The sequence below is a fragment of the Bradyrhizobium huanghuaihaiense genome (genome assembly GCF_025200885.1).
Lineage (GTDB): Bacteria > Pseudomonadota > Alphaproteobacteria > Rhizobiales > Xanthobacteraceae > Bradyrhizobium > Bradyrhizobium huanghuaihaiense.
The window spans coordinates 5,373,796-5,399,678 of record NZ_CP104172.1; the positions used below are offsets into that span (position 1 = coordinate 5,373,796).

A 25,883-nucleotide genomic window follows, 5' to 3' on the forward strand; every position below is an offset into this window, starting at 1 on the left:
TGAAAACGTGGAGGCGATCGACATGAGCAGCGGGCTCGGTGGCGGTTGAAGCGAGTTTCTTGTTGGCCAGGGCGTAAAAAATCGGGCGTGAAAAAAATCCGGCGCGCAATCCTAGAGCATGATCCGGACCCGGAGGGCCGCGTTAGCGCAAAGTGCGAAGCGGTTTTCCGGAAAGATCATGCGTCAACAACGACCTAAAGCGCGATGACGATTCATCCAAATCTCATCGCGCTTCAGGCGCGCCGGTACGTCACAAGACAGCCCTCTGAATCCGTGAACTCAAATCGGTCGGCCTCGAGTGAAATGTGATAGGTCACAAGCTCATCGTTCGCCGTCCCGACGACGAGTGTCTTGGCGTCTTCGAGACGGTAGATACCCGCATCCCACCACACCATGCCCTGCCCCTCGCCGCGCATGCCGCGGTAGGTGCCGGTGGAGAATGTGAGGGTGGCGGGATATTTGTCTGCGCACGCAGCCGCCGTGGTTTTGGTCCACGTACCAACCATGCTCTGTCCGAGTTTGTCAGCCATAGCGTGTCTCCATAGCTTCCATCGGCCGAATGGCCGATTGGAGGCTATTTCAACATGTCGTTCTGGCGTGTGCAGCTCATTTCAAGCGATGTGGTGGCGATTTACCGCCACAATCACAGCAGGTATTTTGTGACATGATTGATGTGAGCGTGTGTGTGAAGCGGTTCACAGCGAGGGTGCGACAATTGGGCACCGGGCGAGAGATGAAAGGGTTGGCTCAAGCGCACGACCGGTTTTATTGATGACTGATCGAACTCCTTCCAGGTCGTTTGTCTGGCGCGAAATCAATATTTCCAGATCATCGGACAAGCTGATCAAACCACGATCAAACATCCAATGAGCGGTACCCGATAGAGCGATCCCATTGCTCACGATGTCCGGTCCATTTGCCTCCATAGGCCGGATCTATCCTCACCGCGCGGATCGTAATTTTTCAAGTGCGTCGATTGTCACCCGCAAACGCGGTGGAATGAATTTCGCGGCAGGCCAGACTGCATAAGTCTCGACCGGAGGCGACGCAAAGTCCTCAAGCAAGGGGACGAGCCGTTTCGCTTCAAAATGATCGCGGACCATCCAATCCAAAAGGCAAGCTACGCCCATATTCTTGAGCGCGGCAGCCATGATCGCTTCGTGACTGTCGAACTGCAAACGCCACCGCAGTTGGGGCTCGATCTGGCGGCCATCCGCATCGCGGAATGTCCACGGGAAAACATGGTCCTTGTGCCAATAAACGAGCGCCTCGTGCTCAACCAGACTTGCAGGATCGATTGGTCTGCCATGGGTTGCGAGGTAGTCTGGGGTTGCGCACACGACTCTTCGTTGACTGGCGATCTTTTTCACGTGCAAGGCGCTACCTGCACCGGGAGCGTGATTACGGATCACGAGATCAAAGCCTTCGCCAACTAAATCGACCAGATGGTCGCTGAAGCGAAGGTCCAGTTCGAGCTTGGGATGTTGTGCGGCCAGCTCCAGTAAAATTGGCTCCGCGCGATAGCGACCGAACAACAATGGCATCGAGATCTTGAGCCGTCCGCTGACCTCGTGACGACCGGATTCGATGATCGCAGCGCCAGCCCTCAGGTCTTCCAGCGCGCGCAGGCAGTGCTCGTAGTAGATTTGGCCGTCCTCCGTGAGGCTCTGGCTGCGTGTTGTGCGGTGGAAGAGCCGGACGCCCAGTCGCGCCTCCATGCGGGCGATCGTTTTGCCGACAGCCGAACGCGTAAGCGCCAGTCGCTCGGCCGCTCGCGCAAAACCGCCCGCATGAACTGCTTCGACGAAGACGGCGACACCGTCCAAATTGTCCCTCACAGTTCCGCTCATTGTAGAACTCACAGCTACTCTGTGCAGACAAGATATCCACACCGTCTACGTCGGCTCTACAGTAGCATGACGCAGCTTGGCCGCACAGGGAAGCTTTGAGCGCTCTCAGCAACGCTTATGCAGACCTAAAAGAAGCCGGGACGAAGTCGGCCTTGGCCGGGTGGGACCAACGCAACCAACTCAAAGGGACTACATGCATGAAGATCGCAATCGTCTATGACAGCGGCTACGGCCACACCGCCAAGCAAGCCGCAGCCGTGGCTGAAGGCGTGGCGCGGGTCGAGGGCGCCGAAGCCGTGCTGCTCCCGGTCGCCGAGAACGAGGCGCCCTGGGAAACCCTGGAAGCGAGCGACGCCATCATCTTCGGCTCGCCGACGTACAATGGCGCGATTTCATCACGACTGAAGAAGTTCATGGAAGACTCGACGAAGCCGGCCTACGTCGAGCAGAGGTGGCGCAACAAGATCGCTGCAGGTTTCACCAATTCCGGCGCCATGCACGGCGACAAGCTGAACTCGCTGATGACGATGATGCTGTTCGCCGCGCAGAGCGCCATGATCTGGGTCGGCCTTGATGTCTTCCCGGGTAAGTCGTCGGCGGAATTGAACCGCGTCGGCGGCTGGCTTGGAGCGATGGCTCAGTCCAACGACGAATCCCCCGAACTTTCTCCGATCCGGAGCGATCTCGATACGGCGGCCCATCTCGGCCAGCGTGTCGCCGAGGTCACCCGGCAGTATGTTGGCTGAAGGAATACTAAGATGCGCCAAGTCGTTCTGAAGGAGTTCGGGGGGCCGGAAAACCTGACCGTCGAAACCGCGAAAGACCCGAAGGCAGGTCCCGGCGAGGTTCTGGTCGAGATCGAGGCCGCCGGGATTAATTTTCTGGACGTAACCCAGCGAAGCGGCGCTTCAGCCGTGCATCTGGTGAAGTTGCCCCTGGTTCTCGGCCTTGAAGGTGTGGGACGCGTTCGCGAACTCGGCCAAGGCGTCAGCGAAGGCAGTGGGGTCAAGATCGGCACGCGGGTCGCGTGGATGGACGCGCGAGGTTCCTACGCGAGCCAGGCCGTCATTCCGATCGACCGGGTGGTACTCATTCCCGAGGACTTCACGGTCAGCCAGTGCCTCATCTTCCAGCCACTCACCGCCCACTACCTGGTCCATGAGTATCGGGACGTGAAGCCCGGCGACCGTGTGCTGGTGCACGCCGCCTCGGGAGGGCTTGGACAGTTGCTCGTCCAGTGGTTCAAGCATCTGGGCGCCTGGGTAGTCGGCACGGTTTCGACCGAGGCAAAGGCCCAAATTGTTCGCGCGCTCGGCGCCGATGCCGCCGTCGTTTATGGCGGCGACTATGCCTTCAATGATGAGGTCACGGCGCTGACCGAAGGAAAGGGCGTCGACCTCGCCATCGACGGTCTGGGCGAGAAGACCCTGCTCAACACGATCGCGACGCTTGGCCGGGGCGGCACCGTCGTCGCAATCGGCGCGGCTTCGGGGCCGATCCCGGCCATCCAACCTCCCGTACTGACGCCGCGTGGCCTGCGCCTCGCGGGTGGCTCGGTCTTCACATACGTTACCGAGCCCGCCGAACTGCGCAAACGTGCAGCCGACGTGGTGGAAGGAATTCGCGAAGGCTGGCTGCAGCTGGAAAACGCCACCGCCTATCCGCTGGAAAGGGCAGCCGATGCCCATGCCGACGTCGAAAACCGTCGTGCGAAGGGCAAGCTGTATCTGAGGCCCTGAGATCGGCGTAGGCAAACAAGCTGTCTGGTAGCAACTGCTATCGACGAAAATCCACTTTTTCACTGGGAAAAGATCATGAATGAAGTCGCAGGACAAACCGCCCTCGTCACGGGAGCCGGGACCGGCATCGGACGCGCCATCGCCATTCGGCTCGCCGAGGAAGGAGCTAACGTAATCGTCATCGGCCGCACGGAATCAACGCTTCAGGAGGCCGCCAACCAGCATGAACGGATATCCTGGCTGGTAGCTGATATTGGACGCTCTGAAGACCTCAATCGGATTATGGATGCAATCGAAGCCCGTTACGGTAAGCTCGACATTCTGGTGAACAATGCCGGTGTTGCGCCAGTGACGCCGTTCGTCGATCTCGACATGGCCGAATTCGACAAAGTCTTTCAATCAAATGTTCGCGGACTTGTCGAACTGACCCACAAGGCGTTGCCGATGCTGAAGGAGCGCAAGGGCAATATCGTCAATATCTCGACCTCGATAGTCGATAAACCGATGGCGAACATGGCGGTCTATGCAGCCAGCAAGGCTGCGGTGAACATGTTTACGCGGGTCTGGGCCAAGGAACTGGCTGCGGACGGCATTCGCGTGAACTCCGTCGGCGTCGGCCCCATCGAAACCCCGATCTACGAAAAGACCAACCTATCGCCAGAAGAGGCGCAACAGCACATCGACCGCGTAAAGAGCATTGTCCCCTTGGGCCGCTTCGGCACCGTGGACGAGGTCGCTGAGGTCGTCCTGTTCCTCGCTTCGGCTCGGGCGAGCTACGTGACAGGGGCCGATTACGCCGTTGATGGCGGCTTCGCGGCCTAGGAACGTACGTTCATCATCTTGCTGACGAACTCAGCCCGTCGCGGCCGGAGAGATCGAGAAAGGTGGGCGGCACACGATGATGCCTGCCGCCCCGGTGGTCAGTCCCCGAAGCGCGCTAGACAGCTGCCGATAGGTGCAGCTGAATTTATACCTTTATCCATGCGTTATGGCGTACCCTAGCGCAATTCGGATGCTGCCGAAGGGGTAGAAATCACTCCCACTCAATCATTTAGGACGACGTTTCGTCGTTGATCTACAAGCACAAATCTTCAAGTTTGACGGACAAATCCCGACGGTATACCTGCCGTATTTTTTCGGTCTTGAATTCACAGAATAATTTGTGCCGCTCGGAATACTGGCGATTCCGCTACCTATCGGAGTCAATCGACTCAATAGCTCTGCATACGTCGCGGAAATCGCCACTGCTCGTAATGGCACGACGTAGCTTCATATACCGTCAGAGATCAGAAAGGCGCTGGTTTGGTCGTCCGATGGTTCCCTACACCGCTCACCCCACTACTGCGCTCTATCGAAACAGGTCCGCTTTGCGCCAAGACCTGCCAGGGCCGCTTCTGCGACGCGGGCGATCACTCATCTGGCTGAGTTCTGAGCATGTTGACGTAAGTGCGCCTTGCCGAGCACGAAAGTGAAGGGGACAATAAAGAGCTCATCACCTCGGTCGTCACTGACGTGCAGAACCCGGTCACGCCAATCATCGAAGCGGCGCTCGCAGATGAAGCATTCCACGACGCGCGTCGCATGATCCCCCGCCTCAGCGAGATCGTCCACTACGGCGCCGCAATAGTCGACGAAATCTTTCCTGGTGTCGGAGCAATGGAAATGGACCTGGGGCATTTTCGGCCTTCTTCAGTGGGACGATGCCCTAGCCAGCCGCTGCATCTTCCGCTCCTCGGACCTGCAAGCCGCGAGAACGACGCACCTTCCTTCGCTTCAAGACAACATGAGTTGCGCCGGCGGCACGTTGCTCGGATTCAGTCAATGGGAAGGTGAGAAGGAAGGAAGCCCCTTCGGCAGCGCAAGACGGATGAACGCGGCCACCCAAACTGCTGACCAACTCGCCGACGATCGTTAGCCCGCGACCGCGCACACTGAGATCAGATGCCGAGCCATTGTCAGAGACCGCGCACCTTACGACGTTACCTGCAAGCAGCAACTTTACTTTCGCTTCCGGCTGTCTATCGTCGAATCGAGCATGTCGTGCCACATTGGTGAGCAGCTCGGATACGATCAACCCAAGCTTCCAGCAGCGTTCGCCCTCAAGCCGCAAATCATCCGCCGAACACAAGAGACGTATACTCAGCCGGTCCAGTCGGTATTTCGTGAAGGAGAAGCAAAGATGCTGGAGGTACCTTGCGGCGTCGGTCAGGTGCCCAGGATCCGGCATGCGTAGTGCCTTGTGAACATCAGCGTAATCATGGAGGAGGTCTACCACATCGAGGAGCGCCGCCTTGACTGCCATGTCATCCGACGCCACCGCTTTGGCTGAAATCGTGCAGATAGTGCTAGTGAGCTCGTTATTTACTCTGTGGTTCAACTCACGAAGAAGCAACGATCCATCGGGATTCGGTAACGGTGCAATGTGCTTTGTCATTTCGGGCTCCAACGATCTTTCTCTCTGGCACGTGCCGCAGGACCAAGCAGGGCCCCTATGGCTCCTCGCCGCGGCGCTCCAATTCGGTCTTTAACGCGTCAAAGAGGATCTCGGTTGGCACCATTGCAAGGCTCGTCCAGAAGATGATCGCGGCGCGTGAGGCGATTAGATAATAGGTCATGCGGAGGCTCCTCCTAATGCGAGATTCCGGTTAGTCGAGAGATTGGAACGTGACACCGAGGTCAGCAGAACCTTGCTTTCTCTTGATGCTGCTTGGAATGCCAGAGGCACTTTGACTATCTTGTCCATTGCTGATCCATTTAGACGGTTAATTTGGTTGAGATTGGTCGAGACCAGTAGTCGTCGCCGAAACTTTGAGTTATTCGCGCGGGTTATGACTGGACAGGTTTGCGCCAGCAGCCGCTTACAGAGGCGCTCAGGCGTCAGCGATCAATGAGGCGATGTCCTCGAGCGGACGCCGGCTGAAGTCCTTCGCGAACTCGCCCATGATCTTGCCTCTCAGGTCGCGGTGGAAATGCTTGCGCATCTCCCCCAGGGTCCTGGGGTCGGATACGACGACCAGGTGTTTTATGGTCCCGTCCAGGCTGAGCTTGTTAAGGAACGAAGCCGTAGCTGCCGCGAAGTCGTCCTCGTCAAGCCGCCTACCATCGGGGTTGACGGAGCCGGCGTGATGGCGCGCACCCGAGTGGGCGGGCGCAGGCAGAGCCGCCGTGATCTCGACCAGATGCACCCCAGGTTTCACACCCGTATTGCGGAATAGACGGACCGTCGCGCCATCAGCGACTGCAACTGTCGTACCGGCAGGTAGAATCATTCAAAGATCTCCTGTTCACGATCCTGCATAAACGCCCCCGCGGACTGCGATACTTGCATGCTGGCGCACCGCGGCGCCTCTTCGACAAGCTCCTGACGCGAAGCTCCCCAGAGCAGGGCTGTCCCAACGACGGCCGAAAGAATCGACGCAGCGAACACAGCGATCTTGGCGGCCGAGAAGTCGGAAGCGCTTGGAAACGCTTGCCCGGCGATAAAGAGCGACATCGTGAAGCCGATACCAGCGAGGGCTCCCGCCCCGGCCAACTGCCGCCACGTGTACTCCGCCGGCTTGACGGCTATGCCTGCGCGCACGGCCGCAGCAGCCATGAGGAAGACGCCGAGCGGCTTTCCTATGGCGAGGCCAGCAACGATCGCGGCCATGAGCCAGCCATGCCCAACAAAGACGCCCGGATTGATCGCCACCCCCGCATTCGCCAGTGCGAAGATCGGGAGGACAGCGTAGCTCGAACGCGCGCCGGCGTGCCGCAGCAGCCGGTCAGCCGGCGATTCAAGTCTGTCGAAGATTGCATCAAGCGCGTGCAGCGCCGGAGTGGAGGGGCCGTGCCTGAGAACCTCACCCTCGTGCCGGGCCTCGGAGGCGATGATGGTGCTGGCCTGCGTCATCAGGGCAGGCAGGTTGGCGGGCGGGCGCGTGGGAACGAACAGCGCCAGTACCACGCCGGCCAGCGTCGCGTGGAGACCGCCCGCGTAGACGAATGTCCACAACGCGATGCCCAACAGGATGTAAGGCGAGAGAAGGTAGACTCTCGACCGGCTCAGCAGCGCCAGCGCGACGACGACCGCCGCGGCGGCGGCCAGGTATGCCGGATGGATATCGCCGGAGTAGAACACAGCGACAACGACGATCGCACCGATGTCGTCGACGATGGCCGCCGCAGTGAGGAAGATGCGCAGCTCGACGGGAACGCGGGCGCCCATCGCGGCGATCAAGGCAATCGCGAACGCAGTGTCAGTCGCCATCGGAACGCCCCACCCGTGCGACCACGGCCCCGCAGGGATGACCAGCGCGTACAGAAGCGCCGGCACGACCATGCCGCCGAGCGCGGCAGCGATCGGAAGCGCTGCGGAACGGCGGCTTGCGAGATGACCAACTGTCATCTCGCGCTTCACTTCCAATCCCACGACGAGGAAGAACACCGTCAGTAGGCCGTCGTTGACCCAATGGAGGATGGACATCTGAAAGGCTGCGTCACCCAAGCTCACGCCGAGCTCCTGGCGCCAGAGCGCCTCGAACGACGGCCCGATCGGCGAGTTCGTCAAGACCACCGCCGCCACGGTCGCGAGGACCAGCAAAATGCCGGCGGACGGGCCCCAGCTCGCGAAATCCAGGGCTGCCGTACGGACGCGGTGGCCGAGCGTGCCAAGCATCGCGTCGACGAGAGAGCTCTCGTCCCACGGTCCGTCGTAGCGCCGGCGGTTGATGTAGAAGGTCGGCGTGAATCTCACCCCGCTTGCGCGTGAGCTTGCGACGTCCGCCTCAACCCTCGCTCTCGCGCGCCGCACGGCGTCGCTGTCGCCGAGCGCGAAGTTGGCGTTCACGCCAAGATCGGCGGCCACCGCGACGAGGTCATCCTCTGTGAGCTGCATCGACCTCGTCATCAGCTTGATGTGCGCGGACCAGAACGCCTCGGGCGTCCGGGCAAGCTCGGCGAGCTCGGCGGCCCGAAACGAAAGGCTGTTGTCCGTGAGCGGCCTGTGGCGGAAGGCGTAGCAGACGCGGTCACCAAGTTGGTCGCGTGCTTGCGCGATGCGCTCGTTGGCAGCCCTGCAGTGCGGGCACGCGTAGCTGCCGTACTCGACGAGCGTGATCTCGGCATCGGTGGGACCGAGCACGTGGTCCCTCTCGTGGTCGACCGGACGGTCGAGGCGGCCGGGCGGGATCATGAGCTGCATCGCTGAACCGATCTCAGGTGTTAGCGCAGGCTACGAGGTCGGCGCAGCCGCCGCTGGGTTCACGACGTGGAATACGCCGCCGTTGGGTGACGGCGTGTACGCAATCTCCGCGCCGACGATACGGCCGGGGAGCCCAGCTGCGTGCACGCGCGGGAGGAAGAGGCGCACCAGCGTGCCGCCGCCCCGCTCGCTCTCAATACAGACCGCGCCGCCTCGTCCCTCGGCGAAGCGCTTGACCTGGAGAAGCCCAAGGCCGGTGCCGCTGCCCGCGGCCTTTGTCGTGAAGTACGGGGTGAATACCTGCGAGAGAACCTCGTCGGGCATGCCCTCCCCGTCGTCGCCGACGACGATCTCGACGAATCCCCGGGCCGCGCCACCGGAAGGTTCGACGTTCCGCGCCGCGACGGTGATCGCGCCGCCCCCAGGCATGGCATCGGCCGAGTTTCGGCAGAGGTTCAGCAGCGCGAAGTACAGCTCCTCCGGGTCAGCGTCGAAGTCCCACAAATCAGGGGCGATATCGGTGCGGACCGTGATGTCGGAACGCAACGCCTGGTCCAGCGAACCCGCCAGTGCTGCGAGGCGGCTGCCTGCGACGAACCCGCCGATCGACTCGGGGTATGGTCGCGCAACGTCGAGGAGCTGACGACTGAGCAGCGCTCCTCGCGCGATCGCGTGCTGCATCTTGCTGATGATGGCCTTTCGGTGTGCGGCATCGCTCTGGCACTCGAGCAGCCGCAGGCCGCCGCCAATCACAGCGAGAAGGTTGTTGATGTCGTGGACCACGAACTGCGCCACGTCCTCGATCGCCCTCGTCCCCTGCGGCCTGCGGGAGGAGAACACGCCGCGCCTGTCGGGCTGTGGGGCGGTCAGACACAAGACCCCGGAGATCTCGCCGTCGCTGCCAACGAGCGGGATCTCCACGCACCTGGACGCCATGAGGCCGCTGCCATCATCGCGGACGCTCCGCACCCTCGCGCTGAATGCGCGCTGCGCTCCAAGCGAGACGCCGGCGCTGTCCGCGAGCACGACGACATCCTCCAGCCCGGAGCTCTCGACCACGCCGGGGAAGGAAACGTCGGGCGTCTCTTTGATCTGCATGTCGGACCTCCTGGTTTGCGATCGTTCAACGGAACGCCGACTTCGGCCCGTACACGAGAGCGGGCGACGACAGCTCGAAGTTTGAGTCTATGACGGTCTAAAGGAAAATCACCTCTCGCCATGGAGTCGATAGCCGAGCGTTATCGGAATTGCTGAGAGACGCCTGGCGCGCTGCGGTGAATCTCCATCCGTCTTACGCTCGACGACTGGACTTCCCACACTCCTCGATTCAAGTGCCCATGCCTATCCGATCCAGCGCCGTTGCCCGACGACCCCTGAGGAGGAGCGGCCGGTCCCCGGGAGGGAAGGACCGGCCGCGGGCGAACCGCGGCGAAGGGGGATCGCCGCGCGCCGAACACTTGGGAAGCTGTCCGCCTCCGTGAGGCAAATTGGTATCTGACGAGGAACGTCAGTGCGAGTAAAGCAATCCAAATCTCAGCAAATCGTGCCGAATGCGTATGCCATTGGGTCGACCACATTCGCTATGAGAGGCTGCCTACGAGCGGCCAAGAGAACACGACATCGCTGATGTCGATCGAGACCGGCAGCCTTTCAGTTGCGGCGCGCCAATTGAACACGCCACTGCCAACGGTCCGCAAGGTCTTCGAGCTCGAGTCCAGCGGACGAACAACCGGACGAGCCGCAAGGACAAACCCACGAAACGATCTTCCGAAACTCGACGCCATGATACATTACGCTCCGAGTTTGCGAGCTGGTCGACATTTCACCCTAAGTACCCCGGCCATCCTTTTGACCGATCACGCAGCGCCATGCCGCAAGACGCTCTGTCGGATGCTGATTCATCCAGTCGGCGAGCTGCGGTGCGCCCATCAGGCAGGACTGCATCGAGACGTCAGCAAAGTCCGAGGTGGTGACGGTCTGCTCGCGGCAATTTGCCGGAGAAGACAAACTGCAGAGCACGGCGATGATCGCGATCATGATGGGCCCCCCTCGCCGTGATGAACGTCTGCGCCGATGCGCATATGGCTTGCGGATACCTTGTCCCGCTGCTCGCGGACGGGATCAGATGGCGGAAAGACGCTGTCGTAGATCGCTCGGGCTTCTCGAATAAGTCGAGCTCCCTCCCGCTCGGACTTTGAGACAAATCGAATAACCTCACCCACGTTTTCACTCCTCTTATATTACGCTACTGATTTCATCCGGCACCGCAGCGATCTGCGAAAACCTTCTTCGTGTTGGAGCGGTGAAATCGACGTGGGTCATGGTTCAACCTCGTTCAATAACACTCCGACGGGACTCAGCGAGGTGTTAGCATCAGAGCTGTCCTCAACCGGACGGCCCGAAGATGGGAGCGGTGACGCGGTGATGATTTGAAACCACATCCAGGTGGTTATGAGCGGGAAGATAATCATCTGCAGACCTCGTGCATCGCATTGTCAGAGAATAGTGAGGGTCAGCTGACGCATTTCGTCGCGGACAGGTGTTTGAAAGCGTCAATCACGGAATCGATCGCAGTTAGTACCCGCGCGCCGTCGACGCGGCCCGCAGCGACTTGCTGCCGCATCACGGTCTCATACGATGAGGCGGCGTAGGTGCGACAAGTCTTCTCGTTGTCGGTCGCATTATCGGGTTTGTTGTGTATAGTCGCCGAGACCGCGAGCGGCGTTAACATCCTTGTTTAACGTGGACTCCGCCGCAAGCCCGGGAATTGTCGATGCATTGATCAGCGCAGACACGATGAAAACAGTGACTCTCCTCATGAGCGGACTCCAGAACGCGAGTTGTTGCGAGGAGACTTACATTTCTGCCGGTCCGTCTTCTATTGCACGCGGGTTGTTCAGGGCGCGGCTGTAGTTGCCGCCACATAAACCTTTGCTTAGAAAAGGCGAGTGACGGTTTCGGATGCCGGCAAAGGCCGCCCTCACCCTCCTAGCGATTTGACGGGCCAGGAGTTGACGGGAATGTTCGCTACAGTGAATGCCTCACCCGAATTTCCCGGTGCTTCGCCAGTCGCGCTCAATTCTCGTGAGCGGATATAGCGACTGAGGCGACGAAACAGTAGCCGCGTCCGGGGATGTTAACGATGAAGCGATTCCCACCCTGACCGTCACGCAATGCGCGACGTAGCGCTGACATATGAACCGTGAGGTTGGCGGCCTCAACGAAAACGTTGGGCCAAACGCGAGCCATCAGATCCTGCTTGCTGACCAACTCTCCGTGGCGTTCGAGCAAAGCAATCAGAATTTCCAGAGCGCGACTTCCGAGAGGCACGGGCTTGTCGCCTTCCAGCAAAAGGAACTGCGCTCGAAGAAGGCGAAACGGTCCGAACGAAACTTCTGTTGGCCTTGTGCCAGCTGGTTCGGTTCGTTTCTCAAAGCGTGGCCTGGCCGCATTCGGACGCTGAAGGGCGCGTCCGACATCAAGCTCCGGTTCGAGATGACACTGCTCCACCCGTTCGAAAGCTGCACTCGATTGCATAATGACCTCGCTTGCTTTGCCAGGGCTAATCCCCGCAAAGATGCTACTGATCCGCAATAATCTGGCGATTTGGAGTGCTACGAGCTATTCGACGCGGGTGGCACACAACGACAGATTTGGTTGCGTTGCCTAAACCAAGATTTACAAGCCGGGAGACGGCTTCGAAGATTGTATGCGCTATGGCGGGATCAAGTCGCGGGGATATCGCAGATTGGAATCATTTGGCGAAAACAGCGCTTGGTGCAAATCACAATGCTCACCCAAGAGGATAGCTTGCGGCCACCGCGCATCTGCACGGCACTTCGTGATCGATAAATCGGCGTATAATAGGCAGTAGCTAAAGTCGGTATGCGAACGTCCCTTCGTACGATCGCACAATACTGACGTACGATAGAGTCGGCGGCCCCTCTGCGGTAGTGATTCAATCGATGCTGACCGCCAGTGCATAGCAGCCCGCTCTTAGTTTGCTCTGGCGTTCAGAGATGAGAATCGCAGCGGAACCGGACCCGCGAGCCGGCAGTTGCAAGAAACGGTCGGCGGCGTAGCGCCCGCCGGCCTTTTTCTCCTGGCTTTGGAGATTGCGCGGCTGCTTAGCTCATCCGGCCGCGCGAATACTAGATCGCGCAAAAACACACCTTAAGCGCGTTGCGGCGTGTTAGGCACCAGCTTGAGCTTGTCAGCCATCCGACCGAGTTCTGGAAGCGAACCGGCCTGCATCTTCTGCATCGCCCTGCTGCGATGCACCTTCACCGTGGATTCGGTGATGCCGATATCGTGGGCAATCTGTTTGCTCAGGCGACCGCGCGCCACCTGAATTACGATCTCGCGCTCCCGCGGGCTTAGGGAGGCGAAACGCTGCCGTAGAGAGACCAAATCCTTGTCATTCTCCCGCCGCGCTCGATCGCGGGCCAAGCCAAGCTGAATGGCCTCGAGAAGATCCTGATCGCGGTACGGCTTGGTCAGGAACTCGATCGCACCCCGCTTCATTGCCTGCACAGACATCGGTATGTCGCCGTGGCCCGTGACGAAGATGATCGGGATCTCCCTGTTCGCCGCAGCCAGCTCGCGCTGGAAATCGAGGCCGCTTTGGCCGGGCAATCTGACATCGAGCACCAGGCAGGTGGGGCAATCCGGTGGATCGGATTTGAGGAAGTCGGAAATGGAGGCAAATAGCTGAACGTTGATGCCGAGCGATCGCAGCAGTCGCCCGACCGACGCGCGGAGATCCGGATCGTCGTCGATGACCAACACGGTGGAGGTTGCGTCAGACATCGCTGCCACTCGAAAGAGATCGCGAAAATCAGCCTGCATCTTGCTTTTGCAGGTCCGGCAACACCGGGCATTTCTAGTCCCAATCCCGAAACCTGAACAGCCCCTTTTTTGCAGGATGCGCGCCGGGAACACCAAAGCTTAGGAGCGCTGACACAACTCGTTCCCTTCCGACGCACGGGTCGACTTTCGGTTGAAGTTCGATCTCTGGTCGGACCGAGCTGCTGACGGAAGCTATCCATCGCCACCTGTATGCCACGCGTATTCAGCGCTCGGCGGATCTAGCCAACGCCTTGGCTGCATCGTCGTGCGTAGCCCTCTCGGCTCGCCGCTCGTAGTCGTCGGCAAGGGCCTTAAGCTGAGCCGCAATGGCTTGGTCCGTCATGGATTTGGCAGTGCGAAGCAAAGTCTGCGCTGTCTTCAAATATTCCTTGCCTCGCTGTGAGATCTGAAGCGTCACGACGCCCTCGCGCGGCTTTTGGGCGACTGGTCGAAAGCGAATTGGAACCAGCCCATCCAATTGCGGTCACCTTGGCGGCGCGCCTTGAAGCGATCGACGCATTTCCTGGAGCAAAGCGGCGTTCGCCACGAATAATGCCGGACGAGACCAAACTTGCCCTCACAGACCGCGCATCGCATGGCCTTGTCAGACCCGTGACTTTCCAAGTTGTACGGCATTGTTTTCTCCTCTTGGCAAGTGCGCATTTCAGATGGACTAAAACTAAGAGGATTGTCACCAACGGCTCAATTGAGCGCAGGTTGAGCTCAGGCATCCAAAGGGGGCGGACGATGATACGAAGGCTTAGGGCGCTCGGACGAGTCTTAGAGTTGGCCCGCTGCGATCCCGCGACTGCTTTCGTCCAGCGGAAGCCTCGAGCACAGCCATGCCGGATTGGCTCGCAATCATCGTCCAGATAAACCAAAGTTTACGGGGCGCAGGCGGCACACTGGTGGCATTCTCTCAGATATCAAGCAATGTGAGTGTCACTATAATTGGATAGTTATCTGCCCGCAGACGCGTCTAGCGAACGGCCATGGGCGGTATGATGAAAAAAGTACTAGTTTCGGTCGTCGAAGATGATCGGTTCCTTCGTGAGTCCATGTACAGGCTCATGAGATCGCTGGGTTATACGGTCGAAATTTTCGCGTCTGCAGCGGATTTTCTCGCCTCCCCGCGGCTTGCCGAAACAGCTTGCCTGATCGCCGACATCCATATGCCTGCTATGACCGGGCTCGAACTCTACCGGCATCTTATCGACACGGGCAACGCGATACCGACAATCCTCGTGACGGCCTTTCCCAATGATGCTGATCGGGCTTGCGCCCTGAACGATGGGGTCTTGTGTTACCTGCGTAAGCCGGTGGATGAGGACCATCTCACACGATGTGTTTGCGCGGCACTCAGGTCGGCAGGCTCGCCTGAGAAGGGGTCGTGAGCTCCCGTTCCGCCCCCGGGTAGTGTGAACTGGAACACGGCGCCGCGGGGTTCGTTCGCCTGCGCCCATAGCTTGCCGCCATGAGCGCGGATGATAGACCGGCAGATCGAAAGCCCCATGCCCGTTCCATTGGGCTTCGTGGTGTAGAAGGCGTCAAAGACCTGGTCGAGATGTTCCGGATCAATGCCCGGCCCAGAATCGCGCACGGCCACGACGGCGCCTGCTTGGCCGTCCTCTGTGCTGATCAACAACTCTCTCGCCCCCTCCTCCATCGAACCCATTGCTTCAGCCGCATTCAGAATCAGATTCAGCAAGACCTGTTGCAGCTGAACGCGATCCCCCAGAACCGAAACTAGTCCCTCTGCAAGCCGGGTCTGGACCGAAACGCCATTCCTGAGGGTCACGCTTCGAGCCAATACGATCACTTCGTTGATTGCCACGTTGAGGTCAAAGCACTCTTTCCGCGGCGGCGCTTTCTTGATTTGCTCTCGGATGCGATCGATGATTTCTCCTGCCCGATCAGCATCTCCGACGACACAGGAAAGCGCTTCCCTGACCTCGCCCAGGTCCGGCGGCAGCATCTTCAGAAAATTCTGGGCCGCCCGCGCGTTGTTGCGTGCGCTGGCGATCGGTTGCGCGATTTCGTGCGACAGCGAGGCTGCTAACTCTCCCATCGTGCTCACGCGGTTCATGTGGGCGAGATTTGCCTCGCTTTCCCGCAATGATTCCTCAGCTTGTTTGCGCTTTGTCACATCTACAGCGGTACCGACAAACTGGATGAGCTCGCCGTCTTCGTTGAGAACCGGATGACCTGAGGCACTGATGTGCCTAACTATTCCGTCTGGCAGCACAACCCTGTACTCGGCATAGGTGTCAATTTTTTTGCGAAGTGACTCCTCAAATCTTTCCTTTACCCACTCGCGATCCTCGGGGTGGATCTGCAGTCGAAAATTTTCTCGAGAAGGTCGGCTCGACCGTGGATCCAGGCCGTAAATGTGGAACATTTCCTCGGAACAATACAGCACCTGTTCCGTGCGGGGATCCCAAGCCCAACTGCCTGTATGCGTCAGCTTCTGCGCTTCGGCCAAATAATCCTTACTTCGCATCAGAGCTTCCTCGGCGCGCTTGCGTTCAATGAACTGACCGATCTGGCTGCCGATAGTGGCCACCATGTCGAGCAGCTCTTGATCGGGTTGCTTGATCTCGCAGCTGAAAAACTCGATCACGCCCAAGACTTCGCTCCCGAGCAGGATAGGAAAGCCGATGGCCGCGTGTAGTCCTTCGCGTTCGGCGATGGGTCCGCGCGGCAAATTTTTATCAGGAACGACATCCGGAATGTATACGGGCTTAAGGCTGGACCACACCCGGCCCGGTAGTCCCACCCCCGGATTGAAGGTGAACTGCCAATTTTCTCTTTCAAATTCGGGGATTTCTATCGACGCTTTATGCCAAAGCTCGACACAGCGCAGCGCCTCGGCCTCCCGGTCCACACGCCAGAGCGCGCCTACGTCCCATCCCAGACACTCGCCCATGGCCCGCAGTATTCTCGGAGTGACCTCCTCGATCGTGGCCGCTTCCGCCAAGACCTGCGCGACGGTGTGCTGCACGCGGAGGCGGTCCTCCGCGCGCTTGCGCTCTGTCAAATCGAGCACGAATGCTAGGCCCTCGTCGCCTCCTTCTCTGAACAGAGCGACGCCAATAAGCACAGGAACGCGGCTGCCGTCTTTCCGAATATACTCCTTCTCGAAGGGCTGAACTATCCCGGTTGAGTTCAGTTCCGCCCGAGTCAACATGTCGCGCTCGCGCCATTCCGGCGGCGACAGCTCGGTCCAGCGCACGCGGCCCGAAACGAGGTCTTCACGGTTATATCCCACGATACGGAGAAACGCGTCATTGGCTTCAAGAATTCGACCTTCGCGGTCGGCAATGATGATCCCAATGATGTTCGCGTCGACCAAACGCCGAATCTTCCCTTCGCGGTCTGCGACGTCGCGATAAAGCCGCGAATTTTCGAGTGAGATCGCCGCCTGCGACGCAAGCACCGTCAACAGGGCGACGCGATCGGGCGTAAAGGCCATGGGCGTCAGATTGTTCTCCAGGTAGAGGATGCCTGTAAGCCTTCCCTGGTTGATTAACGGAAAACAGAGAATAGAACGGAGATGATTCTCAACGATGTAGGGATCGTCAGAATATAGATTGCGAGACGACGCGTCGTCGAGAATAACGCTTTCCCGGGTGCGCAGGACATAGTGGAGCACCGACTCCGGCAGCACTGTCGCAGCCACCTCCTCGTCGCGCAGATGCACGGTCACCGAATCGCCGTCCGTCGTGGCTTCGGCGGCGATCCGTTGCTCAGCTCCGCGTGAAAGAATCAACAAGCCTCGTTCGGCGCCAGCCTGTTCAAGCGCCGTGCGCATAAGCATTTCGAGCAGCTTCTCCAGCACGATCTCGGCCGAGATGGCCTGCGACACCTTGATCACCGTTGCGAGGTCGAGTTGCTCGACACACGCTGCGATCGTGCTTGTCGAAGCAGGTGCGGGCTCTTCCATCCTGAGGCGCGGATACATCGCATCCAGTTGGCGCACCTTGCCGTCCGCGCCCCAGCGCAGATAGCAGTCGCGGGCATTTCGCAGATACAGGTGCGCGATTTGCTCGAAGCCGCACGCGGTGTAAAAGCGCGCCGCCAACTCATTGGCGAGCGCCTCGTTGTGGACAAAGCCGTTTGCCCGTGACGAAAGGATGGCTTGTTCGTAAAAGTTCATGGCATCGAACGCGCGGCCATCAATCCGGGCAATCTCCGCACCAACCAACGCAGCGCGGTTCTCGAAGTTTTCCGGACAGGCTGCGGCCCAGCTGGCGAGCTGACGGTGATGAGGGACCAAGGCCTCCAGAGTCGGCGTCCGCTGGCTGGCGGGCATCGAATCGCAAAACGCCGCGTACGACAAGGCGCCGTAGAAGTGATAGTCGGCCGCCTCCATGATCGTGAGGGACATGCTCAGAAGCGGCTGCGCCTTCGATGCAGCATCAACCGCCGTCGCATAGTCACCAGCCAAAAAGCGGGCCTGCAACTTGCAGATCCAATACAAGCATTGGGCGGCCGTCACGTCCGAAGTGTTCGCGAAATCGCGTTCGATTCGCTGCTCATCAAACTGCCCGGCATCCAAGGAGCCGAATCTTGCCGTTGTGCCGCGCAGCATTCGCACGATAGCGAGTGCCACACCGACGATTTCAAGGTTTGTGCCAAGCTGTATGTGGCCTGAGTGTACCCTTTCAGCTTCACGTTCGATGTCGGCAAGCGCATCACCGACCGCAAGAAGATTCAGGACCCTCAGCCCGGAGCAGATCCCTGCATACACGAGGTCGCCGGTTTTCTGCGCCGCATCAAATGCGCTGCCGATGAGTTCGCAGCATGTTCTGATATGCCTTGTCCAAGGCATGACCATATTTCCGAAGTTCAGATACACACCCGCCTGGAAACGCCATAGTCCACGCTGCTCGACGAGCTCACAAGCGAGTTGCCCAACGCGGTACGCGCCCTCGTACTCGCCGAACCACAGCCCGGCGATCATTCCAAGCCGACCATAGGCGACGGCAGACGCGTCGCTGTTGCCACGATCCAAGGTAAGACGCAGCATTTGGCAGACGACGAGCGTGTAGAGGTTGAGGTCGGTGTATTGCGCCGGCGAAGAGAGCCGGTTCAGGACATCTAGCTCGGCGAGGGATGCCGGCTCGGTCATCAAGGGAAGGGCGATCAGCTCCTCGGTCGCGCGCTGGCCGAGCTCCGACCAGACACGCTGATACGCTTGGCGCGCCTCCTCATCCGTCGGATGCGGCGACCAGCTGATGCCGAGGTACCTTAGGTACTCGAGACCGACGGCGACCGAGCGGCTGGGCTGATTGAGCGTGAGGTAAAGGTCGATTCCGAGGCGCGCCACACCCGCCCGATCAGCCATATCCGTGACGCGAGCAGATAATGCAGCCAAGTGGTTTTCTGCGTCCGAGAGCGCGCCAGTCAAGAGCTCGCATTCGGCGCGATGGAGGTCGAGTGCGAAGATGAGCTCCCACCGGTGCTCCCAGCAACCCTCCGCCAATAGGCCTCGACCGGTGATAAAGTAACTGAGCGCCGAAACGTAGGCAGCCGATGCTTTGGCGCGCCGACCTGCTGCCAAGTTCCATTCCGCGGCCTGCGCGCGTTCATCGACCGATGTGATCAAACCAAGACCTCGGTTGAGCTGATTAACGATTTCAAAGGTCGCCGCGTCCCGTTTATCCGGAGATGTCTGCGCCGCGAGCAGTCTCCCTATTCGAAGGTGCGCCTCGCCGCGCAGTTGCTCCGGGATTAGCCCATAGGCGGCTTCCTGAACGCGATCGTGGACGAACCGGTAAGCGCCTGCCACACGCTCGACCAACTCCTGATGGCGGGCCGGCCACAGAATCGTATCGAGTTTCTCCTCCGAAATCCCAAGTACCATCGAAAGTACTGTGCTCTCGGCAATGTTTCCAAGACAAGCCAGCTCCTGCAATGCATTCTGCGCCTCGGTCGGCAGGCGGGTTAGCTTCCCGACCATAAGATCAGCGACGTTATCGGTGTAGTCCTTGGCGTGAATGCGGTCGATATCCCAGGACCAGCGCGCGCCATCATGATCGAATTTGAGTAATCCTTCCTCGACGAGCGAAGACAGGAACTGAATGGCGAAAAACGGATTGCCGCCGGTCTTCACGTGCACCAGCTTCGCAAGCGGCGCAGCGTGCTCTAACTCGCAGCGAAGAGCGTCCGCGACCAACTGCTCAAGGTGCTCTTGGGCGAGCGGCGACAGTTTGATCTCCACGACCTTTCCGCCAGCGGCCTTGATAGCGTCGAGCTTTCTCATTAGCGGATGGGCCGCAGCGACTTCGGTGTCGCGATAGGCACCGATCAGCATGAGGTGCTCCAGATCTGGCTGCAACAGATCCTCCAGCAGATCAAGCGTCGCCGCGTCGAGCCACTGCAGGTCGTCGAGGAAGAGCGCCAGTGGCTGGTTCGGTCGGGCAAGTGCGCCAATGAAGCGTCGAAATACAATTTGAAAACGGCTTCGTGCCTGCTGTGGCGGCAACTCAGGAACCGGTGGCTGGTCTCCGATGATTAGCTTGAGTTCGGGTATGAGGTCGATGATTAGCCGCCCGTTCGATCCCAGCGCCTCTAGAAGCGCGTGGCGCCAGCTTGCCAACTCGGTGTCGCTCTTGCTGAGGAGAAGCCGGACGAGACTTTGAAAAGCCTGCACTAGTGTCGCGTAGGGGATATCGTGCTTGTACTGGTCGAACTTGCCGGACGCGAACAGGCCGCGCCGCGGGACCAGCACCTTGTGTAGTTCGTCGACGACTGAGGACTTGCCGATGCCGGAATATCCTGAGACAAGCACCAACTCTGGCTTACGGGTCTTGATGATGCGATCGAAGCTGGAAAGCAACGTCGCGATCTCACGATCTCGTCCGTACAGCCTTTCGGGGATCAGCAGCTGGTTCGGCGTGTCCTGCAGGCCGAGCGGAAAGTCATCGATGCGGCGGCGCGCTTCCCATTCCGCCAGGCAGCGTCGCAGATCGCGCTCGACGCCGCCGGCGGTCTGGTAGCGATCCTCGGGTGTCTTGGCGAGCAGTTTCATGATGATCGCCGAGACGGGCGCTGGGACACTCTCTAACCGCTCCCCTGGCGGCACCGGCTTTCTGGCAATATGGCAGTGCACCCACTCCATGGGATCGCCCGCCGTTAAGGGCAGAACGCCCGTGAGCATCTGGTACAGCGTGACGCCGAGGGCGTAGAGATCGCTGCGGGCGTCGATCGAGCGGTTCATCCGCCCGGTTTGTTCGGGTGCCATGTAGGCAAGCGTACCGGCGATGGTCTCGGGCGGCTCGGGCGCCTGCCGCTCGCGGGACAGGCGCGATGCGATGCCAAATCCGGTGAGCCGCACGTGTCCATCGGCGCAGTGCACCACAATGTTAGCTGGCTTGATGTCCTTGTGGATGAGGCCGCGCTGGTGGAGCTTGCCTATAGCTATTGCAGCACCGATCGCGAGGGCCAAGAAGCCTCCCACATCCATCGGTGAGCCGAGCAGCCTAGCGAGCGGCTCGCCGCCCGGATCCTCGAGCACCAGCAGCATGGTGCGGCCGCTGCCGCGCTCCACCCTGAGCGGTCGCACAGCCCAGGCTGCGTCCAGCTCATCCTTCAAGCTCAATTCGTGAGCGAGGCGATCGAGTCTTGAGCGGGACGGTTGGTCGATGGCACGGGCATCAAGCAGCACGGCGAGCCGGTTGCCATTGTCGTCCAGTCGCCAGCCACGGCTCAACACGCGCTCGCCGTCCTCCCACAACACCTGAGAGCTACCGTCCGAGTACGCGACGTTCAGCGACTGCTGCACCATCTGTCAGACTCCGACGTCGGGCTTCGGCTTGAAGTCGGCTGATCAAGCTCTTCGTGCGCCACACGCGCGGCCTCCCGTCCCTTAGTTTTGCCGGATGCGCGGACGGAGATCTTCCTTCTCTTAGCAGCAATTTGGAGCGATTTGCCGGGCTTTACTCGCTGCGGCGGCGCACACGAGTCAATAAGTGCCCTGCCCGCTGGTTCCAAGGGAACTCGGAGCGCAACTGCGACCCGGAAGGAAAGAGAACAATCCATGGAGCTTCATCAAGTTCGCTACTTCCTCGCCGTCGCGTCCACACTCAATTTCACCCGCGCAGCCGAGCAGTGCAATGTCACGCAGCCCGCCCTGACCAAGGGGGTTCAGAAGCTCGAGCAGGAGCTAGGCGGCCAGTTGATCTACCGCGAGCGCCAGTTGACGCAGCTCACGGACCTTGGGAAGGAAGTCCTTCCGATGCTGGAGCGCACATTGGCCTCGGAAGAGGCGGTGCGTCGCAGAGCCCAGGAGTTCCAACGCAAGGAGGTCGCGCCACTGAAGATCGGCCTCGCCCCCTCCATCTCGGCGTCGCTCGTCCTCGATCCGATCGCGGAGATCGCAAAGTTAGTCCCTGGGCTTCACGTCGAGCTGCGTGAGGGCGCAGCGGAGAAGCTCGTCGACCTCTTGCTTGAGGGGGACATCAACGCCGCAATGGTCGGGGACGTGCAGGACATGCCTGCCCGCATCGATGACTGGTTACTGTTCGAGGAGCGCTACGTCGTGGTTCTCGCGCCGACACACCGGCTCGCAAACCGTCCCTCGATCGGCATCGACGACCTCCGCGAGACCGTCTTGCTGGAACGCGCCGGATGCGAAATCGCCCCGAAGATCCAACGGTCGTATTTCCCCGAGGAACCGCTCCGGCTCGGCTATTGCAGCGGTCACGACTTGCACCTGCAGCACATGGCCGCGGCCGGCTTCGGCGTGATACTCGCGCCCGAGCACATGCCGCACCTTCCGACGCTCAAGACCATTCCGCTCGAAGGCGCCCCGGTTTCGCGGGAGGTGCGGCTGCTGGCTGTGCAGGGGCGCCGCTACTCGCCCGCGCTGGACGCTTTCGTCAAGGTCGCCCGGCTTCGCGATTGGTCGGTCGAAATCCCTTAGCACGGCATGCTGCACGCCGCTCCCGGAGTTGGCGAGCGCGCCCGCATGACCACGACATGCACGCCGGCGCCCAACCGTTTCCAGCCAATCGATCGCCCAGACACTGCGTCACAGTGGCTTGGCCCGCGAAACGTAACGCTATGTAGTCCATTCCCGATCGTTATTTCGCGGCGGCCGCGGCGTGCGATAGCGTCGGATTCATCGCAACAACAGCAGGACGAGGAACAGAGAATGAAGACAGCGACTTGGAACGGTGCGACGATCGCAGAGTCGGATAAGACGATCGTCGTTGAGGGAAATCACTATTTCCCGCCCGGGAGTGTCCGCGAGGAATTCCTACAGCGGAGTTCGAGGACGAGCCGCTGTCCGTGGAAGGGTATGGCGAGGTACTACTCGTTAGTGGTCGACGGACAGACCAACGCGGACGCTGCGTGGTATTACCCGGAGCCGTCGACGGCGGCCGCGAACATCAAGAACTACGTGGCTTTCTGGAACGGGGTTGACGTCAGGTAGTGCGACGACGACCGCCAGGCACGACGCGCGGCAGCAACCGAGCGAGACGAGCTCGCCGGCGCTTGGTACCGCGGGCGCTCCATCGCGGAGACCGCCGCGAAACTCCACGGCTGAACGACGCGATCAGAACGCGGCACGGACCAGGCCGCGTCGGCCCCGCCAGCGAGCGGAACGGGTGCGTGGAAGAGAAGGCGGAAAACCAGGACAGCATGGAACAGGCGGAGCACGACCTGCTCGCCGAGCTCAGGCGAGCGCGTTCGCTTCGGCTTCATGAGCCCCGGCCGTTGCGCGCCTGACGCCGGACCAACGGATCGCGGACGTGGTCGCCCCGTCATGGATCCTGGAGCTTCGTCATTGTCCAGAGCGCGATCCTGATCGTCGGGATAACCGCCAACCTGGTGGGCGCGATCAGGGGCTGGGATCCCTGCCCGTTCATTCTCTAAATCTCGCGCTTTCGTTCCAGGCCGCCTCGCGGCGCCGGTCATCATGATGAGCCAGAACCGGTAGCAGGACATCGATCGCGAAGCCGGGGAGAAGGACTACCGCATCAACGTTAAGGCGGAACTCGAGATAGAGTGGCTGCATGAGAAGATTGGTCAACTCAGCCAACAGGAAGCCCTGAACTCACCGAGGCCGTCAGGGTGCTGACCGAGCTGCAGCAGCAGTCGGCCTCGCGCGCACGTCAATCCGATTCAGAGGCGGAGGGCCGTTATAACGCACGGCTATCGACTTCATGGCGTGACGTCATTTCCCATTCGCCCCGCGAAATTCCATGCTTCTCGGTACGTTGTGAGCGGCAACCTTTCTCCGCCACTGCGAAGTCGAACAAAGGTCCAACATAGGAGGCTACGAAATGTCAGTCCAGCAGCCGATTCTCACGCCGCCCCACGGCGGCGAGACGGTGACCTCGAGCGGAGGCTCGAGCATCGAGATGAAAGTGGAGAGCAGCCAGTCCGGAGGCGAATATGGCGCTGTCATGTGGACGGTGCGGGCCGGAGAGGAGCCGCCGCTGCACACCCACTCGCGCGAGGACGAGCTGCTCTACGTGGTGCAGGGCAAGCTCATCGCGCGGGTCGGCGATGCCCGTGTCGAGGTGGGACCGGGCGCCTACGCAGCTCTTCCCCGCGGTGTGCCGCATACGATCGAGGTGGTCGGCGACCAGGCGACCCTGCTGCTCAGCTTCGTGCCGGGTGGGCTGGAGCGTTTCTTGGTCCCACGGAAAGGCGAGAAGCCCGATCCGGCCGCTTTCGGCCTGACGTTCCCCTAGGGGCGGCGACCGCGGCGCGCGGCGTTCGTGACCGCACGCGCGCGGGTCCGGGCGCCGGCCGCTCGCGACCGCCAGATGATTGATGCCACGCGCCGGCACGGAGGAAATCCACCATGGTCACTCGCGGTTTCACAAGCCGCCAATCCGGATCCGAACCATCGGACCGGATTCCCCCGGGGCAGCACCTCGTCGACAATTTCCCGGTGCTTACGGCCGGCCCCACGCCGCAGATCGAGCCCGCGGACTGGACTTTCACGCTAAAGGTCGGCCCTCGTCCGGTCAAAGCGTGGAGCTGGTCGGAGTTCAACGCGCTCCCTCGAACCAGGATGACGCGAGACATCCACTGTGTGACCTCGTGGTCGAAGCTCAACACGGCCTGGGAGGGCGTGGCCGTCGACGACATCCTCGCCGACGCTGGCCTTACCGCACCCACTCCGTTTGCGCTCGCACATTGCTACGACGGATACTCCACCAACGTGCCACTCGCGGACCTCACGACGGGGAAGGCCATGGTCGCGCTCAGGTACGAAGGCCAGCCGCTGCCGCGCGACCACGGGGGACCGGCGCGCCTGCTCGTGCCACATCTCTACTTCTGGAAGTCGGCGAAGTGGGTGAACGGGCTTCAGTTCACGGAGCGTGACGAGGCCGGCTTCTGGGAGTTGCGAGGGTACCACATGTACGGCGATCCGTGGCGTGAGCAGCGATACACGAATGACTGAAGCGATTGCCGCAACCGCGCAATGGCAGAGCTGCGCGATTGTCGAGATTGCGACGAGGACGCCGGCTATCAAAAGCTTCTTTCTCCGCCTCCCCGAAACGTTTGACCATACGGCCGGACAGCACGTTGACGTGCGGCTGACCGCGCCCAACGGCTACACTGCCATGCGCAGCTACTCGATCGCCTCGGCCCCGAGCGATTCCAGGCTGATCGAGCTGGCGATCGAGCGCCTCCCGGACGGCGAGGTCTCCCCGTTCTTCCACGACGTCGCCCAAGTAGGCGACATGATCGAGCTTCGCGGGCCGCTTGGCGGACACTTTCTCTGGCCCGGGCCTTCCAACAAACCAGTGCTTTTGATCGGCGCCGGCTCCGGCGTCGTGCCGCTCATGGCCATGATCCGGTATCGGAAGGCCAGCGGCGAGCCGGTGCCTGTCGCGCTGTCGCTCTCCTCCAGGACCTGGGGTGACGTGCTGTTCAGGGACGAGCTCCTCGAGCTCGAGAGCTCGCTTCCCGATTTCGCGCTCGCCTTGGCGCTGACACGCGAGCCTGCGAAGCGCCGCACCGACTTCAGCAGGCGGATCGACGCCAGGATGGTCGCTGACGTCGCGGCACGGCTGCCTATGTCTCCCGGCTGCGCTTTCGTGTGCGGGTCGAACGCCTTCGTCGACATCGCGGCGGACGCCGCCCTAGCCTTGGGACTGGAAGCGAGGGCGATCAAGACCGAACGCTACGGCACTTGAGAGACGACTCCTATCGCTTTGCGAGAGGATAGTTTCGCAAATGCCAGATTATCCGCGCGGCCTGTGGCGATTATGGTCGCGCCGAATGCAAGAAGACGCA

Annotated in this window: 25 protein-coding genes and 1 pseudogene; 11 read left to right on the forward strand and 15 right to left on the reverse strand. The window is 60.6% G+C overall.

The features are described 5' to 3' along the window. Positions 1-233: 233 nt before the first annotated feature. The 3 genes and pseudogenes from N2603_RS25875 to N2603_RS25885 all read right to left on the reverse strand — a co-directional run bounded on the left by N2603_RS25875 (position 234) and on the right by N2603_RS25885 (position 1,850). Entirely contained in the window at positions 234-530 is a 297-nt protein-coding gene (locus N2603_RS25875) for a hypothetical protein (RefSeq protein WP_018645797.1), read from the reverse strand. Between the two features lie 165 nt (positions 531-695). Then, positions 696-935 (reverse strand): annotated as a pseudogene (locus N2603_RS25880) (HNH endonuclease); the annotation flags it as partial. Positions 936-941: 6 nt separating this feature from the next. After that, a complete protein-coding gene (locus tag N2603_RS25885) occupies positions 942-1,850 on the reverse strand; it encodes a LysR family transcriptional regulator (RefSeq protein ID WP_260384352.1) in 909 nt (302 codons plus the stop codon). 197 nt (positions 1,851-2,047) lie between these two features. Here N2603_RS25885 and N2603_RS25890 point away from each other — a divergent pair, with 197 nt between their 5' ends. The 3 genes from N2603_RS25890 to N2603_RS25900 all read left to right on the forward strand — a co-directional run bounded on the left by N2603_RS25890 (position 2,048) and on the right by N2603_RS25900 (position 4,411). Continuing rightward, positions 2,048-2,596, forward strand: coding sequence for a flavodoxin family protein (locus N2603_RS25890; RefSeq protein WP_260384353.1), 549 nt, complete (start codon positions 2,048-2,050; stop codon positions 2,594-2,596). Between the two features lie 12 nt (positions 2,597-2,608). After that, the gene (locus tag N2603_RS25895; protein ID WP_260384354.1) at positions 2,609-3,589 is read left to right on the forward strand and encodes a quinone oxidoreductase family protein; all 981 of its coding nucleotides are present in this window, start codon (positions 2,609-2,611) and stop codon (positions 3,587-3,589) included. Positions 3,590-3,664: 75 nt separating this feature from the next. Continuing rightward, positions 3,665-4,411 (forward strand): SDR family NAD(P)-dependent oxidoreductase, encoded by a 747-nt coding sequence (locus N2603_RS25900; RefSeq protein WP_260384355.1) that lies wholly within the window; start codon positions 3,665-3,667, stop codon positions 4,409-4,411. A gap of 591 nt (positions 4,412-5,002) precedes the next feature. On the opposite strand, the gene N2603_RS25905 is transcribed toward N2603_RS25900, so the two are convergent. From N2603_RS25905 to N2603_RS44970, 9 genes are all read right to left on the reverse strand, one after another. After that, positions 5,003-5,266 (reverse strand): DUF6894 family protein, encoded by a 264-nt coding sequence (locus N2603_RS25905; protein WP_260384356.1) that lies wholly within the window; start codon positions 5,264-5,266, stop codon positions 5,003-5,005. A 28-nt stretch (positions 5,267-5,294) separates the two neighbouring features. Then, a complete protein-coding gene (locus N2603_RS25910) occupies positions 5,295-6,023 on the reverse strand; it encodes an ATP-binding protein (protein ID WP_260384357.1) in 729 nt (242 codons plus the stop codon). Positions 6,024-6,078: 55 nt separating this feature from the next. Further along, positions 6,079-6,204 (reverse strand): hypothetical protein, encoded by a 126-nt coding sequence (locus N2603_RS25915; protein ID WP_260384358.1) that lies wholly within the window; start codon positions 6,202-6,204, stop codon positions 6,079-6,081. Between the two features lie 255 nt (positions 6,205-6,459). Next, on the reverse strand, positions 6,460-6,858 hold the full coding sequence (locus tag N2603_RS25920) for a baeRF12 domain-containing protein (protein ID WP_260384359.1): 399 nt from the start codon (positions 6,856-6,858) through the stop codon (positions 6,460-6,462). Continuing rightward, complete coding sequence (nhaA, locus tag N2603_RS25925) at positions 6,855-8,771, reverse strand: Na+/H+ antiporter NhaA (protein WP_260384360.1); 1,917 nt, start codon at positions 8,769-8,771, stop codon at positions 6,855-6,857. Before nhaA ends, N2603_RS25920 begins: the two co-directional genes overlap by 4 nt. Before the next feature lie 30 nt (positions 8,772-8,801). After that, positions 8,802-9,869 carry a two-component system sensor histidine kinase NtrB gene (locus N2603_RS25930; RefSeq protein WP_260384361.1) on the reverse strand — a complete coding sequence of 356 codons (1,068 nt, stop codon included), beginning with the start codon at positions 9,867-9,869 and terminating at the stop codon, positions 8,802-8,804. Positions 9,870-10,598: 729 nt separating this feature from the next. Beyond that, positions 10,599-10,808, reverse strand: a complete 210-nt coding sequence (locus N2603_RS25935; RefSeq protein ID WP_260384362.1) for a hypothetical protein — start codon at positions 10,806-10,808, stop codon at positions 10,599-10,601. Next, positions 10,805-10,993 (reverse strand): hypothetical protein, encoded by a 189-nt coding sequence (locus N2603_RS25940; RefSeq protein ID WP_260384363.1) that lies wholly within the window; start codon positions 10,991-10,993, stop codon positions 10,805-10,807. Before N2603_RS25940 ends, N2603_RS25935 begins: the two co-directional genes overlap by 4 nt. A gap of 853 nt (positions 10,994-11,846) precedes the next feature. Then, positions 11,847-12,062, reverse strand: a complete 216-nt coding sequence (locus N2603_RS44970) for a winged helix-turn-helix domain-containing protein (protein ID WP_425249007.1) — start codon at positions 12,060-12,062, stop codon at positions 11,847-11,849. Between N2603_RS44970 and N2603_RS25945 the strand changes: the two genes are divergently transcribed. Continuing rightward, complete coding sequence (locus tag N2603_RS25945) at positions 11,967-12,368, forward strand: hypothetical protein (protein ID WP_260384364.1); 402 nt, start codon at positions 11,967-11,969, stop codon at positions 12,366-12,368. The genes N2603_RS44970 and N2603_RS25945 overlap by 96 nt on opposite strands. A gap of 576 nt (positions 12,369-12,944) precedes the next feature. On the opposite strand, the gene N2603_RS25950 is transcribed toward N2603_RS25945, so the two are convergent. Next, entirely contained in the window at positions 12,945-13,580 is a 636-nt protein-coding gene (locus N2603_RS25950) for a response regulator transcription factor (protein ID WP_260424256.1), read from the reverse strand. A 262-nt stretch (positions 13,581-13,842) separates the two neighbouring features. Continuing rightward, positions 13,843-14,037, reverse strand: a complete 195-nt coding sequence (locus tag N2603_RS25955; RefSeq protein ID WP_260384365.1) for a hypothetical protein — start codon at positions 14,035-14,037, stop codon at positions 13,843-13,845. Between the two features lie 652 nt (positions 14,038-14,689). On the opposite strand from N2603_RS25955, the gene N2603_RS25960 reads away from it, so the two are divergent. After that, complete coding sequence (locus N2603_RS25960) at positions 14,690-15,013, forward strand: response regulator transcription factor (protein ID WP_260424257.1); 324 nt, start codon at positions 14,690-14,692, stop codon at positions 15,011-15,013. Here the strand turns inward: N2603_RS25960 and N2603_RS25965 are convergent. Further along, on the reverse strand, positions 14,923-21,408 hold the full coding sequence (locus tag N2603_RS25965) for an AAA family ATPase (protein ID WP_260384366.1): 6,486 nt from the start codon (positions 21,406-21,408) through the stop codon (positions 14,923-14,925). The genes N2603_RS25960 and N2603_RS25965 overlap by 91 nt on opposite strands. 252 nt (positions 21,409-21,660) lie before the next feature. On the opposite strand from N2603_RS25965, the gene N2603_RS25970 reads away from it, so the two are divergent. The 6 genes from N2603_RS25970 (at position 21,661) to N2603_RS25995 (ending at position 25,783) form a co-directional block, all read left to right on the forward strand. Continuing rightward, positions 21,661-22,545, forward strand: coding sequence for a LysR family transcriptional regulator (locus tag N2603_RS25970; RefSeq protein ID WP_260384367.1), 885 nt, complete (start codon positions 21,661-21,663; stop codon positions 22,543-22,545). A 231-nt stretch (positions 22,546-22,776) separates the two neighbouring features. Next, entirely contained in the window at positions 22,777-23,058 is a 282-nt protein-coding gene (locus N2603_RS25975; RefSeq protein WP_260384368.1) for a DUF427 domain-containing protein, read from the forward strand. A gap of 383 nt (positions 23,059-23,441) precedes the next feature. Continuing rightward, positions 23,442-23,501: a hypothetical protein gene (locus N2603_RS25980; RefSeq protein WP_260424258.1), complete on the forward strand. Its 60-nt coding sequence runs from the start codon at positions 23,442-23,444 to the stop codon at positions 23,499-23,501. Positions 23,502-23,911: 410 nt separating this feature from the next. Continuing rightward, a complete protein-coding gene (locus N2603_RS25985) occupies positions 23,912-24,325 on the forward strand; it encodes a cupin domain-containing protein (protein WP_260384369.1) in 414 nt (137 codons plus the stop codon). Positions 24,326-24,438: 113 nt separating this feature from the next. Beyond that, positions 24,439-25,044, forward strand: a complete 606-nt coding sequence (locus N2603_RS25990; RefSeq protein ID WP_260384370.1) for a sulfite oxidase-like oxidoreductase — start codon at positions 24,439-24,441, stop codon at positions 25,042-25,044. Continuing rightward, on the forward strand, positions 25,037-25,783 hold the full coding sequence (locus N2603_RS25995; RefSeq protein ID WP_260384371.1) for a ferredoxin reductase: 747 nt from the start codon (positions 25,037-25,039) through the stop codon (positions 25,781-25,783). Before N2603_RS25990 ends, N2603_RS25995 begins: the two co-directional genes overlap by 8 nt. The last annotated feature ends 100 nt before the right edge of the window (positions 25,784-25,883 follow it).